Here is a 13,513-nt window from a genome sequence, read left to right on the forward strand (position 1 = left end):
AGAATCTTGATGTTCGGGTCGATCCGTTGTCAACTGTTCTCTTGTCAACTGTCAACTCTTTTCCGGCACTATCGCTCCTTCCAAATTCCTGCTTACCTGCCTGATGATGGCATCCAGCTGCTCGCCACATGTTTTCAGATGACGGAGAATGTCTTCTCTTTCTTCGGGCGTTGCTTGTTGCAACAGGTTGAGAAGGCCCAGGATGCTGGCCACCGGTGCTCTTAGTTTGTGCGCGTTGATAAAAGTGTATTCTGCAAGACGCTGGTTCTGGATGAGCAGCTGCGAGGTTCGTTCATCGATGCGGGCTTCAAGATTCTTGTTGAGTCCCTGGAGCTCTTCGTTGAGCTTCAGCAGCGCTACGGCCTGCATTTCAATGGCTTCTTTCTGCAGTGAGATCTTTTTGCGCTGCAGGTGAAGGAACCACGCCAATATACCTGCCAGTACCAACCCGAAGGTGATGGCGGCAAGGGTTACCCGCTGTGCGCGCAGCTGCGAATCTTTCAACTCCTTCTCTGACCGCAGCTGTTGATTTTCCTGATCGCGCGATTCGGTTTCATAGATGGTTTGCAGCCGTGCGATCTGCTCCGCTTTCAGAAGATTGTAAACACTGTCTTTCAGCAGGTTGTGGCGCGAGAGATAATACAGCGCCCGGTTGTAGTTGCCACGCAGCGAATCAAGTCGTGAGAACCGCAGATAATTGTTTACCTGCAGATCGGCAACCTTGATGTGGCTGGCGAGCTGCACGGCTTTTACAAGGTACTGCTCCGCTTCATCATACTGCTGTTGCTCGCGGTAGATCTCCGCCATGTCCTGGTATGTCTGGATCAGGGCACGGAGCTCTCCCAGCTGTGTCCATATCTTTTCGGCGTGGTTGTAAAAATCGAGCGCCTTCCGGTAATTCTTTTCTTTTCGCTGAATGGCGCCGAGACTCCAGTAATTGTATGCGATCACTTTTGTGTTGCCCTGCCGCCAGGCAAGATCCATCGACTGGCTGATGTATTTTTTTGCTTCATCAGCTTTGTTCAGCAGGATGTACAGCTCTCCAATATTGTATAACGTCAGGGGATGGGTTGCTGAATCGCGCCTCATGAGCTCCTGCGATCTCAGCAGGTAGCTCAGCGCCTTGTCGTAGTCTTCCAGCTTCTTGTATATTTCAGCAATGTTGTTGTAGGTTTGTCCCAGTCCGATGCTGTCGTGAATGGATTGATATTGTCGCGCTGCCAGCAAGTAATAATTTTGCGCGAACTCATAAACGCCTTCATACCAATACGCATTTCCGGTGACGGTCAGCGCGCGCGCATAGCCCCTGGTATATTTTATCTTCGGCGCGAGCGCAAGGGCCTGCGCGGTGATGAGCCTGGTGATGTTGGGGTTCACTTTCAGGTAGTCTGTAGCGGCAAGGTTCAGCGTGTTGATGTAGTTGCTGTCTTGCGGGAGGTTGCTCAGTTTCTGCCGCAGGCTGTCGGGCAAATGCTGCTGGCCCGCCAGTTGATAAACCGGCAGGCACAATGCCAAACATGAAAGGAACCTGATGATCATTTTTTTTATTTCGCATCGCGGCAGCGGAGGCCGGGAGTGCAGCGTTAGCTGGTCATTGCCTTGAGCACATCGTGCTGGGTGATAATGTGCACTTTTTCGTCCGGGTCGCGTACGAGCACGGCTTTGTTATCTTTATTCAGCAGGGAAGAGAGCACGTCGAGGGTACTGTCAGGCGCAATGAAGAGCATAGGCTTATCCATCACGTCGCCCACATGCTTGTGCTGGAGCTGCGGATCCTGTATGATCTTCTCGAGGATGCTGGATGAACTGATGCTGCCTACAAAATGACCGTTGTCAGTAACAGGGATCTGGTCGATGCCTTCGCGGTTGAACGTGAGGATGGCATCGCTTACTTTGGCTGATTTGTTTACGGTGATGAGGCTATCCTTACCGTTGCGCTGGCTGATAATATCCCGCGCGGTGCCGTAAGAACGTGTTTCGAGGAAGCCGTGGTCTTTCATCCACTGATCGTTGTAAACCTTGGCGAGATAACGCGTGCCGTGGTCAGGCAGAAGAATGACCATCACATCGTTCTTTTTCAGGTTTGCCTGCGCATACTCCAGCGCGCCATGCACGGCTGAGCCGCTCGACCATCCTACAAACAGGCCTTCTTCACGTGAAAGCTTCCTGGCCATAATGGCCCCGTCTTTATCAGTTACCTTGATAAACTGGTCTATCACATCGAAGTCGACGTTCTTGGGAAGAATGTCTTCGCCAAAACCTTCTGTGAGATAAGGATAGATCTCGTTCTCGTCGAAAATGCCCGTCTCCTTGTATTTTTTGAATACCGATCCGTACGTATCGATGCCTACAGCAATAAGCGAAGGGTTTTTTTCCTTCAGGAACTTCGCTGTTCCGCACATGGAGCCCCCGGTTCCTACCGTGGCAACATAATGTGTGAGGTTTCCACCGGTTTGTTTCCAGATCTCAGGACCTGTTGTTTCATAGTGCGCCTGGGCATTGGAGGGATTATCGTACTGGTTGGGATATATCGAGTTCGGGATTTCCTGGTTAAGCTTGCGGGCGACAGAATAATATGAGCGCGGATCATCAGGAGCTACGTTCGTAGGACATACGATCACCTCGGCACCCACTGCCTTCAGAATGTTGATCTTTTCCTGCGACTGCTTATCGGCCATCGTGAAAATGCACTTGTAACCTTTGGCCACAGCTGTCAGCGCCAGTCCCATGCCGGTATTTCCCGAGGTGCCTTCTATGATAGTGCCACCGGGTTTTAATTTACCGGCCTTTTCAGCATCCTCGATCATTTTCAGGGCCATCCGGTCCTTGGTAGAGTTTCCGGGATTAAAATATTCAACCTTTGCAAGCACGGTACCGGGGATACCTTTGAAAAGCTTGTTCAGCTTCACCATGGGTGTATTCCCTATCGTTTCAACTATCGAATTGTAGATCATGAACCTTGGTAATTGGAATTACAAAAATACAAAAAACCAATATGACGATTATCAACTAAAAATGTAGGAATTCTAATCATTAAAATATCGATCACATTTATGATGAAAAGTGATCTATTTGCTGCTCTTCCGCCAGTTTTTTCACCATTCTGCTTTTTTAAACGTTATATTGGTATTGCGAAATGATCACTAACATAATAAAGCTCTCTTGTGAATAATTACCGCCGTATGTTTTTAAAGAGGTACAAACTGTCTGAAACCCCATTTATAGACGGTTTCCTCTATGTTCTCGGCCTGGGCCGCTCTCCGTTTGCAGACGCTGTCGAAGCCATTAAAAATTCTACCCCTGAGGATGACCTGCAACAGGATTTCGAAGCTATCGCCGGAGATTTTAACCGGGTATTTCAGCAAGAAGTGACGCTGCTCGATGGCAAAAACAAATAATCCTTTAAACAGGCAACTTATATCCTTCCAGACAGCGAGACTTTACAAAGGTCCTCTACCACCTCCTGAAACGTTAGCACAGTACGAGCAGATCCAGCATGGATTTGCCTCAAGAATCATCGCTATTGCTGAACAGGAGTCGAGCCATAGGAGATCTGTAGGTAAAAAAATGGTATGGATGGATTTTACGCTGTCTATCGTTGGAATGTTTTTTGGCTTTATTGCCATTGGTGGCGTGTTGTTCCTGTGCTATTATGCTTTTAGCCTCGGATTTGGTACGCAGGCTGCGGGTATCGCATCAGTTGTATTGACCGGTGTGGGCAGCGTTTTTTTGTGGAGGCGAAACAAAAGCAAATAGACGAACAGAAACCATCAGGCAGTTGCACCGGCGAGCAGGTATAACACTGCCATTCTAACAGCAACGCCATTTTCAACCTGATCCAGAATAATCGCATGCTCTGAGTCAGCTGCATCGCTGCTCAGCTCCACACCGCGGTTGATAGGACCCGGGTGCATGATCACGATCTCTTTCTTTAAACCGTCCAGCATTTTTTTGGTGATGCCGTAATACAACGAATACTCACGTAATGAAGGGAAGTATTTGATCTGTTGGCGTTCGAGCTGGATGCGGAGCACGTTGGCCACATCGCACCATTGAAGGGCTTTCATCACATCGTGCTCAACCTGTACGCCCAGCTGGCCGATGAATTTCGGAAGCAGTGTCGGCGGGCCGCATACCATGATCTTGGCACCGAGCTTCTGAAGGGCGAAGATATTGGACAGGGCCACCCTTGAATGAAGGATGTCACCGATGATGGCGATCTTTTTTCCACTGACACTTCCCAGCTTCTCGCGGATGGAGAAAGCATCTAGCAGCGCCTGCGTTGGATGTTCATGCGTGCCGTCGCCGGCATTGACAATGTTTGCTTTGATGTGCCGTGAAAGATAATGGGGCGCTCCGGGGCTGGCATGCCGCATCACAACCATATCCACTTTCATGGCAAGGATGTTATTGACCGTATCCAGCAGTGTTTCTCCTTTTTTTACAGAGCTGGTGGAAGCCGAGAAATTGACAACATCGGCTGATAATCTTTTCTCCGCCAGCTCAAACGAAAGGCGGGTACGGGTTGAGTTCTCGAAAAAGATATTGGCGATGGTAACGTCCCGAAGGGCGGGGATCTTTTTGATGGGGCGGTTGATAACTTCTTTAAAATTATCAGCGGTTTCAAAAATAAGTTCGATGTCTTCTCTGGTGATGTCTTTAATGCCGAGCAGGTGTTTTTGACTGAGTTTAGACATACGTGTTTTAATCCTTATTGATCAACCAGATCTTATTGTGTTTATGGCCTTGCGCCTGGAGTTCAACCAATACGCGCTGTGAGGCCAGGGTGTTCACATATTTGCCCACATAATCGGCGGCTACCGGCAGCTCGCGGTTATATTTCCGGTCGATGAGCACCAGCAGCTCTACTTTTGCGGGCCTTCCAAAGGCGATCATGGCATCGAGCGCGGCCCGGATGGTGCGGCCGGTAAAGAGCACATCGTCTACCAGCACAACGTTTTTACCTTCAATGATAAAGGGTATCCTGTTCTCGTTGGGCTTCACAGGAATTTCCCTCCTCCTGAAATCGTCGCGGTGGAAGGTGGCATCCAGGTAGCCCAGCGGTATACTGCGTTTCAGGATCTTTTCCAGGTTGCGGTGAATGTGGTCGGCCAGGTAAATGCCTCTTGGCTGCATGCCGATGATAACCGTATCCGTAAAATCCCGGTGATTTTCAATCAATTCATGGCAAAGGCGACTGACAGTGATGTTGAGGAGGTCAGAATCTAAGATGAGTTTTTTCTGCATACTTTGCCGCGGTAAATATAGGCATTAGGCCTCAGGCATAGGATATTTTGGGCTAAAAAAATCCTTATTCTGAATAACTGACCTTGTTAATGTAAAAAACCCTGCGTTTTCCCGGCGCAGTACTACCCGGATTCACAATTTCCTGCACCCCATAAGCATACAGGTAGTCATCGTACCAGTATTCGAGCTTGCTTTGGTCAGAGACTTCTTTTTTAACGATATCGTTCTCAAACAGGGTCCTGATCGGGTCGCTCGCTTTGCCTTCCAGCACCTGGTCGCCGTGGATGATCTTGGTGCGGATCTCGTTCTCGAACAGGTACAGCAGGGCGATCTTGTCGTCATGCACTTCCAGTTTCACAAACTGCTCCAGCGTGAACGTACGGACATCGTTGATCTCGAAACTGTTATCCCATACAAGGTTGCCTTCGGTGTCGAAACACATGACCACGGCGTGGGTGTAATAATAGCCGTCAAAGATGCGGCCATTCTGCACGATGGCGTTAGGATGGACGAAAGGATTAAAGAAACTGCTGTAGCCCGCACGGTCAACGCTGGTGTAGCGCGGATAAAAGGCCTCGCCCAACAGGATGTACTGATTGTTGTAAGGGATCAGCTCGTGCACCAGGAACCGGTAATTGAACCTGATCTTCTTTCCTTTGATCTTCTTACGCTCGATCCTGCTCTTGATACGTTTCTCACGTTTGGCCTTCATGTATTTGAAAAAATTCTTCAGGTCGGCAAAATTATAATACCGTATCTGCTGCATGCCTGAAGGATCGATGCTGGTGATGAACAGGCCCCGCGAGAATTCGGCAGACCTGCTACCGTAAACACCGGCCACCAGCTGCATGTTGCCTTCTGTTTTCAAAGACCGTCCAAAGATCAGGTGTTTGCTGTCTTCTGCATCGAGCGAAAAATTTCTTATGATGTTCCCATCAGGGTCATAATTCTTGATCCAGAGGGTACGTTGCTTCTGAAAGTTGCGGGCGCTGATCAGCACATCGAAGCTCGCATCGGGGTGGGTGCGAATCTGCGTCAGCTCGCCCGACTCGTTAAAAAGACCCGGCAGCACTTTTGATTTCAGCGTCGTGAACGAGAAGTGTATCACTACGGGCACGCGGTTGTAGTATCCCGCGATGAGCGCCGCCCTGTCCGTGATCTGAAATTCACCAGGCGCGAAAGGAATAAAACTTTTGATCATGTAACGGGAATAACTTCCGTCTTCCTGGTTGATCATGAACAGCATCAGATCGTTGCGTGTATAGTCCCTGTAACGCAGCAGCAGGAAAAGCCTTTGCCCGAACGACCGCTTTCCCATCAGCATATAATTTTTCTCAAGGGGAAGAAATCCACTCCATTTCTCTTTGAAAGCAGTGTCGAGGCAGATGAGCTGAAGCTGGTCATCTTTGCCGGCATTCAATCGCCTGTGGAGGTAAAGGCCCTGACGGCCCGCAGGAATGATCTCGAAATTCTTCTCCAGGTTATGAACGGGTATCTCGTAACGGTCTGTCTGCAATACCTGCCCCTTCGCTGTTGTCAGCGCAACAGTGAGCAATAAGGCAATGGTGAGATGGCGGTCAGGGAACCACGACCTTATTGATGTAAAATACGTCACGAACGCGGTCATCTTTTTTCTGCACGTTGCGGATGGTTTGATATCCCCAAGTATAAAAAGTATTTCCGACCCAATGTTTTGTGCCGTCTTCCTGCTCTTTTTCAGAGCGGATCTCATCCAGCGGGTCGTTCAGTTTTATCTTTTCCACCAGCTCATTGGCTGATCCATCATGTATGTTGATCGTTTTGATGTGCAGCTCACTTTCTTTTTTGTAAAGAAAATAAACCGTCGAGTTTATAAACACATAATCGGACACCTGCTCAAGCGATGGTTTTTTGAGCTCATCCATTTTTATGCTGTGATCCCAAAGGGGTTTTCCTTTTGAATCGAAGGCCACCAATATACTGGCGTTTGTTTTTATTTCGTCAGAGTTCTTTACATTGTTCCCGTAGCTGTAGGGCCTGTACATTCTCATGCCGGGGTAGTAGCCGGGCCAGAAAGGATTGTAGTAATAGTACGGATTGTAATAAGGACTGCCATAAGGGCTTCCGTAATAGGGACTGATGTTGCTGGAAGGATGATATACTTCTGCCAGCAGCAGGAAACCTTCCTTGTGCTCTTCGATCTTGAAGGGCATCACATAGTTAGTGAATGAAGGTCTGCGGCCTTCCAGTGCATCCTCGCGGGCATTTTCCTTGATCCGCTGGGCACGTTTGGGATTGAGGTAATCTGTAAAGTGCTCGAGCTCGCCGAACGAAAGAAAGTTGATCTTCTGATCGCTGAAAGGGTCGATGGTAAGGGAAAAGAAACCTGATGATTGTTTTCCCTGGCGGTCGCCCCACGTGCCCAGCACCATGAGGTCTTCGCGTTCAAGGGTGCTGCTGATGCTTGTCTGCAGGGAACGGTCATCTCCGATGGGCACAATATCTTCGAGCAACATCTTCCCGGTCTCATCGAACGTTCTGAACACCAGCTTGCGCTCCGATCGCAGGCTGCGGTCGATCAGCACGGTATTGAAGGTCTGGTTCTGGTTCACGCGAAGCTCAACCAGCTCGTTGTCTTTCTGAAAAAAGCCCGGGATCACCTTGATCTGGTTATCGGCCATCTCGTAGATCAGGATGGCAGGCTCGTTGCTGACATAACCACCCAGCACCACATTGGCACCTACCTTGCTGAAGTGGGTTAGTTTAAAATCGAGCTCCGGTTTTATCTCATAACGTTGCAGCAGGTTGCCCTGTGTAATGTCTACATCCATGAGTGAAAAGCTGTTCCTGTTGGTCTCTCCGGTGCGGTACAGCAGATACAGGTGGCCTTTGGTGTGCTCGTAGCCAATGAGTGGATAACGTTGTTCGATCTCCAGCTCCAGGGTACCCTTTTCTTGTAACGCAGTGTCGAGCAAGATAAGCTCCCATAACTTTTTATTACCGTTATATTTGTTCTTGTCGCGGATCAGTGCCAGGCCTTCTTCCTTCAGCGCGATGATAGAAAAGTATTCGTCGCTGTTCTTCTGTTTTCTTTCGTAGCGGTGTGTTTGTTTTACCTGGGCTTCTGACAAATGGCAGAGCGAGGTGATTAATACTGCCAGCAAGATCAGCGGCAGCCTGGTATTATAAAAAGATGACGGGCGATTCTCTCGTGAAAACTTCATACGCTATTCTCCTTCGCTTAAGGATATGATCAGATCAAATTCCTCTGGTTTAACCGGCTGCACAGACAGGCGTGAGGCCCGCACAAGCACCATATTGGCTAAACGTTTATCAGCTTTGATTTGTGATAGCGAAATTGGTTTTTTTAGTTTTTTTTCGGGCGTGAGGTCAACCACGATCCAATCTTTATCCTTCGGGTCGGGGTAGGGCTCTTTCTGCACCTTCGATGTTCCGATGATGGCCTTTTCATCTCCCGTATGGTAAACGAAAACAACGTCGCCTTTTTGCATGGCCTTCATGTTACTGCGTGCCTGGAAATTGCGCACGCCATCCCAGGTGGTCTTTTTATCTTTTACGAGGTCGTCCCACGAGTAGGTTTCAGGTTCTGTTTTTACCAGCCAGTAGTTCATAAGGGTTATGATGGATATGATTCTAAATTAGCAAAAATTGTGCGGCAAAGCGGATGCCGGTGCTGGAATTAACGGAAACTTTTTTACGATCGTCTAAAAACGAAGAGGGTTGCCCTGCGCGGAAGGCAACCCTCTTGAGTTTATTTCGGGAGTGGTATCTTAAATACCGTATCCTGCGTTCTGCTGACCCTGAAGCCCGCTGTTGGCATCCAGCTCGCGCTGGGGTATCGGAAGCACGAGCTTGTCAGAATTCCATGGGAAACTGCCACGCTGGGTGATGGTAGCTTCCCTTCTGCGGATATCGTGCAGGAAATGACCTTCGAAGCCAAGCTCCAGTTTTCGCTCGAGCATGATATCAGCGATGGTGGGATTGAGAGGTGCGTCTGTGGTTTTTGCCCGTGACCTGATCACCTGCAGATCATCTCCGGGGGTATTGGGACCAACCTGTGCGCCCCCGGCCAGGAGGTTGCCCTCGGCGCGGATCAGGTAAAGCTCGGCCAGCCTGATCACGCTGATGTTGGCAAACTGGTCTTTGTATTTGCCGCTCAGGCGTCTTTCCGAAGCATCGAAATAGATCAGCCTGCTGAGGCGTTCATCCCCTGGGGCGAACAGATTTTCGTATTCGGCGCGCAGGCGGATGTCCCTTCTCCCGTTGAAGCTGGTGGCCGCGTAAAAGGTTTGAAGCGCATTCTCGCCGTCCTGGTTGGTTACCTGCAGTGCAAATACATCTTCAGAAGTATTGTTGTCTGTATTGAACGCGCGGTCTACACGATCCACCAGGGCGAACGGACCGGTTTCGATCACTTCGCTGGCCTTGGTGCGCGCAAGGTCATAATTCCGTTGCTGCAGGTATACCCGTGCCAGCATCGCTTTTGCTGCCCAGGTAGTGGCATAAAAACCATTGTCCTCGGGAAGTTTGATCTCTGCTTCCGTGAGGTCTGAGATCACCTGCGCATAAACCTGAGACACTGAGCTTCTCGAGATCACGCTGGCGGCAGGATCATAAACGAGGTTGGTGGGCGACAACTTCAACGGTACCCCTAAATTCGCGGCCGGGTTTCCGTCTGCCCAGTCTTTTGCATACAATCTTACCAGCTCGAAATAAACTGTGCCCCTGATAAATTTGGCCTCACCCTCGATGCGTGCCCTTTCATCGGGATCGGTAACGATATCGAGGTGGGCGAGAATGATGTTGGTAACGTTAATGGTTTCATAGGCTTCTGTCCAGGTTACTTCAGCCTGTCCGTTGTTGGCGGTCATGTTCTTGTTCCACATGTCGCCGGGATCGGTAAATGTTCCTGCCCAGTTCACATCGTTGTTGGTGCCAATGAGATCGCTCGCCATCTGGATCCATCCGCCCAGCACATCGTCATCGGCAAGGCGGTCATACGCACCTACCAGCAGCGACTGAACGCCTTCTTCAGAATCGAGCGCTACCTCTTCCGTTACACTGTTCTGGGGCGCCAGCTCCAGGTCGTCAGAGCATGCTGCCTGAAGAAACACCATGCCGGCGATCAGTATCGATATTTTTAGATTTTTCATACAGTTCATGTTTTAGAATCCTACACTTATGCCAAAAGAAACGGTCTTGATCTGCGGCGCAGCATAAAAGTCGTTGCCCTGCCCGATGTTGCTGGAGAGGTAATCTGTATTTACCTCCGGATCGTTGAGATCATACTTGGTGAACGTGAGCAGGTTCACGGCCGTCACGTACAAGCGTACACTTTCCAGGGATGCCTGGCTGATGACCGTTCTCGGAAGATTGTATCCCAGGCTGAGGGTCTTCAACCGGATGTAAGAAGCATCCTGCAGGAAGCGCGAAGATTCCTGGTCGCCATTGTCAAGGAACAGGCGCGATTCCGGCACATTGGTTTTGTCGCCCGGATTTCTCCATGCGTTCTCGTAATCTTCCTGCAGCGCATTATCGAAGTACACAAAATTGCCGCGCTGGAATTTACCACCGCCGTTATACACGTCATTTCCATAAACAAACTGGAAGAGGAAATTCAGATCGAATCCTTTATAGCTGAACGTGTTGCTCAGGCCGCCAATGAAATCGGGGTTGGGATTTCCGATGATGGTCCTGAACGCTTCATTATAATCGTTGGTGGTCTCGCGGTTCGGGTTTTTCGGGTCGTTGATGTAGAACAACGCGTCGCCATTCTCCGGATCAACACCGGCATACTGGATGCCATAGAAGACACCGATCGGCTGGCCTTCTACCGCCCTGTTCAGATAACCACCCTCGATCACATTGCCATCCAGGTTGGTGATCTTGTTCCTGTTCCTGGCAAAGTTGAAGGAAGTGCTCCATGAGAACGGACCGATCAGGTTTTGTGAGTTGATCACGAACTCAAACCCCTTGTTCTCGAGCTCGCCGATGTTGATGAACCGCGTGAGGAATCCGGTAGTGCCAGGTACGTTGGAATTCAGCAGGAGGTCGTCAGTTTTTTTAACGTAGTAGTCGATCTCGCCAGTGATGCGGTCATTGAACAATCCGAAGTCGATGCCGATATCGGTCTGCAGCGTGTTCTCCCATTTCAGGCTGCGGTTGGCCAACTGTGTGGGTGCGATACCCCCCTGTGTCTCATAGGTGTTGGCGCCATACAACGCCAGCGGCGCGAAGTTCTGCGTGGGCGCATTACCCGTAAGCCCCATGCTGCCCCTTAATTTCAGGAAGCTCAGGGTCTGCGATTCTGTCAGGAACGACTCTTCGGAAATGATCCATCCCAGCGATGCAGCAGGGAAAAAACCATAACGCTCGTCTACACCAAACTTGGACGATCCGTCGACACGTCCGCTCAATGACAACAGGTATTTGTTGCTGAGCTTGTAGTTGGCGCGGGCGAAATAAGAGAGGAACGCATAGTCAGTGGGGTCGCCACCGATATCAGTGATCACCGAAGTGCTGGCCAGCCTTCTGAAGGCATCGTTCGGGAAGGTCTGTGCCGTGGCTTCGGTCTGATCTCTCTCTGAGCGCTGGAAGCTCATACCGGCTACAACTTCGAGGTTGTGCTGATCAAACTGCTTGTTGAACGTGAAGTAGTTGTTGGTAGAGTAGTTGAAGACGTTGGTCCATGACGAGAAAGCGCCACCATTGATGTTATTGGTTTGCGAGTCTACTTCCCGGCCATTCCAGATCTCTTCGTTCTGGTTGAGGATGTCGATACCGAATTCGCTTCTGAACGACAGACTCGGTGTGAACTGATACACAGCGTAAATGTTGGAGATATTGCGCAGCACGGTGGTCTCAAAAGAAGAGTTCTCTGACTTGATGAGACCGTTGAAATACACGGTGTTCTTGTTCAGTGTTCCATCTTCCATGCGTGCAGGTTGTACGGGCGGAAGGGCCAGCAGCTGCATGGGTGTGGTGAACTCGTTGTCATCGCTGAGGCGGTTGTTCACTGACCTGGAGAGGCTGAAGTTGAGACCGAAGCTGAATTTGTCAGAAGCGCGGTGATCGATGTTGGCGCGTCCGCTCACTTTTTTATAACGGTCGAGGATCAGGATGCCTTTCTGGTCTGAGTGCTGAAGACTGGCGTAGAACCTTGTCTTGTCATTTCCGCCGCTGGCCGATACATCGATCTGATCGATGCCCGCATTATCCTGGTAAGCAAGGTTAGCCCAGTTCTCGTTGGCATTTTTATCCCAGTCGCCGAGCTCGTAATCGAGCACTTCATCAAAGGTGAGTCCGGGTTCGCCGTACATGTAAGAACCGAAGTCTTCTCCGAAATCACGCTGCAGAATGGCGTCAGTGTTGTCAAACGCTTCCTTGAAAGCAGTGTAATAAGTGGGGCCATCGAGCCACTTGGCTTTGCGGGTGGGTGAGCTGAAACCTTTCATGAGGTTTACGTTGAAAGAAGTTTTTCCACTCTTTCCACGTTTGGTGGTGATCAGCACAACGCCGTTGGCAGCGCGTGATCCGTAGATGGAAGCTGCGGCAGCATCTTTCAGGATCTGGATGGATTCAATATCGTTGGAGTTGATGTTGGCCAGCGGGTTGGTGGGCGCATCGGTAGACGACAGGTCATCAGTAGTGATGATGATTCCGTCCACCACATACAACGGTTCATTGGATGCCGATACGGAAGCTGCGCCACGTACCCGCACTTTTATTCCCTGCCCCAGTTTTCCGTTACCGGATTCGATAAAAACACCGGCAGCTCTGCCCTGCAGCGCCTGGTCGAAGCTCGGCATGGGAAGGTTCTGGATCTCTCTTCCGCCAACAGAAGCAATGTTGCCGGTGAGGTCTTGCTTGATCTGTGTGCCGTAGCCCACCACCACAACTTCTGACAATTGTGTTATATCCGGATCGAGCTGTACATCTACAATCGTTCTGCCGCCGATCTCTGCTTCAGCGGTTTTAAATCCGATAAATGAAAATACGAGGGTGTTGCTTCCGGGTGGAACGTTTACGGTATAGTTGCCATTAACATCAGTGGCAGTACCGTTGGTGGTTCCTTTGACGAGCACGCTCACGCCCGGAGCGGGCGCGCCGTTTTCGGTGGAGGTTACTTTTCCGGAGACTGTTCTCTCCTGCGCGTGGCCTGGCAATAATAGGCATAGCCATACTACCGTTGATAGTAGAATTTTCTTCATAGATTAAGATTTAGGTTATCTTAACCTTAAGATAGGGAGAAAAACTATTCTAGCGG

At 49.9% G+C, this 13,513-nt stretch carries 11 protein-coding genes; 2 read left to right on the forward strand and 9 right to left on the reverse strand.

The genetic code is table 11. From position 1 onward, the window contains the following. Positions 1–51: 51 nt before the first annotated feature. Positions 52–1,539: a tetratricopeptide repeat protein gene (locus tag KK083_RS05020; RefSeq protein ID WP_254161333.1), complete on the reverse strand. Its 1,488-nt coding sequence runs from the start codon at positions 1,537–1,539 to the stop codon at positions 52–54. A gap of 44 nt (positions 1,540–1,583) precedes the next feature. Continuing rightward, on the reverse strand, positions 1,584–2,954 hold the full coding sequence (locus tag KK083_RS05025) for a pyridoxal-phosphate dependent enzyme (protein WP_254161335.1): 1,371 nt from the start codon (positions 2,952–2,954) through the stop codon (positions 1,584–1,586). Positions 2,955–3,182: 228 nt separating this feature from the next. Here KK083_RS05025 and KK083_RS05030 point away from each other — a divergent pair, with 228 nt between their 5' ends. Together KK083_RS05030 and KK083_RS05035 are read left to right on the forward strand one after the other, a co-directional pair. Next, on the forward strand, positions 3,183–3,398 hold the full coding sequence (locus KK083_RS05030; protein ID WP_254161337.1) for a hypothetical protein: 216 nt from the start codon (positions 3,183–3,185) through the stop codon (positions 3,396–3,398). Beyond that, positions 3,382–3,756, forward strand: a complete 375-nt coding sequence (locus KK083_RS05035; protein WP_254161339.1) for a DUF2335 domain-containing protein — start codon at positions 3,382–3,384, stop codon at positions 3,754–3,756. The genes KK083_RS05030 and KK083_RS05035 overlap by 17 nt, the downstream gene beginning before the upstream one ends. Before the next feature lie 14 nt (positions 3,757–3,770). Here the strand turns inward: KK083_RS05035 and KK083_RS05040 are convergent, their stop codons facing one another. The 7 genes from KK083_RS05040 to KK083_RS05070 all read right to left on the reverse strand — a co-directional run bounded on the left by KK083_RS05040 (position 3,771) and on the right by KK083_RS05070 (position 13,457). Further along, positions 3,771–4,697 carry an aspartate carbamoyltransferase catalytic subunit gene (locus KK083_RS05040; RefSeq protein WP_254161341.1) on the reverse strand — a complete coding sequence of 309 codons (927 nt, stop codon included), beginning with the start codon at positions 4,695–4,697 and terminating at the stop codon, positions 3,771–3,773. Positions 4,698–4,704: 7 nt separating this feature from the next. Continuing rightward, positions 4,705–5,247 carry a bifunctional pyr operon transcriptional regulator/uracil phosphoribosyltransferase PyrR gene (pyrR, locus tag KK083_RS05045; protein WP_254161343.1) on the reverse strand — a complete coding sequence of 181 codons (543 nt, stop codon included), beginning with the start codon at positions 5,245–5,247 and terminating at the stop codon, positions 4,705–4,707. Positions 5,248–5,311: 64 nt separating this feature from the next. Beyond that, positions 5,312–6,874 carry a hypothetical protein gene (locus tag KK083_RS05050; RefSeq protein WP_254161345.1) on the reverse strand — a complete coding sequence of 521 codons (1,563 nt, stop codon included), beginning with the start codon at positions 6,872–6,874 and terminating at the stop codon, positions 5,312–5,314. Next, the gene (locus KK083_RS05055; RefSeq protein ID WP_254161347.1) at positions 6,825–8,450 is read right to left on the reverse strand and encodes a hypothetical protein; all 1,626 of its coding nucleotides are present in this window, start codon (positions 8,448–8,450) and stop codon (positions 6,825–6,827) included. The genes KK083_RS05050 and KK083_RS05055 overlap by 50 nt, the downstream gene beginning before the upstream one ends. A gap of 3 nt (positions 8,451–8,453) precedes the next feature. Then, complete coding sequence (locus KK083_RS05060) at positions 8,454–8,858, reverse strand: EVE domain-containing protein (RefSeq protein ID WP_254161349.1); 405 nt, start codon at positions 8,856–8,858, stop codon at positions 8,454–8,456. Positions 8,859–9,017: 159 nt separating this feature from the next. After that, the gene (locus tag KK083_RS05065) at positions 9,018–10,400 is read right to left on the reverse strand and encodes a RagB/SusD family nutrient uptake outer membrane protein (protein ID WP_254161351.1); all 1,383 of its coding nucleotides are present in this window, start codon (positions 10,398–10,400) and stop codon (positions 9,018–9,020) included. A gap of 12 nt (positions 10,401–10,412) precedes the next feature. After that, a complete protein-coding gene (locus tag KK083_RS05070; protein ID WP_254161353.1) occupies positions 10,413–13,457 on the reverse strand; it encodes a SusC/RagA family TonB-linked outer membrane protein in 3,045 nt (1,014 codons plus the stop codon). Between the last annotated feature and the right edge of the window lie 56 nt (positions 13,458–13,513).

The organism is Chryseosolibacter histidinae (assembly GCF_018598225.1).
Lineage (GTDB): Bacteria > Bacteroidota > Bacteroidia > Cytophagales > Cyclobacteriaceae > Chryseosolibacter > Chryseosolibacter histidini.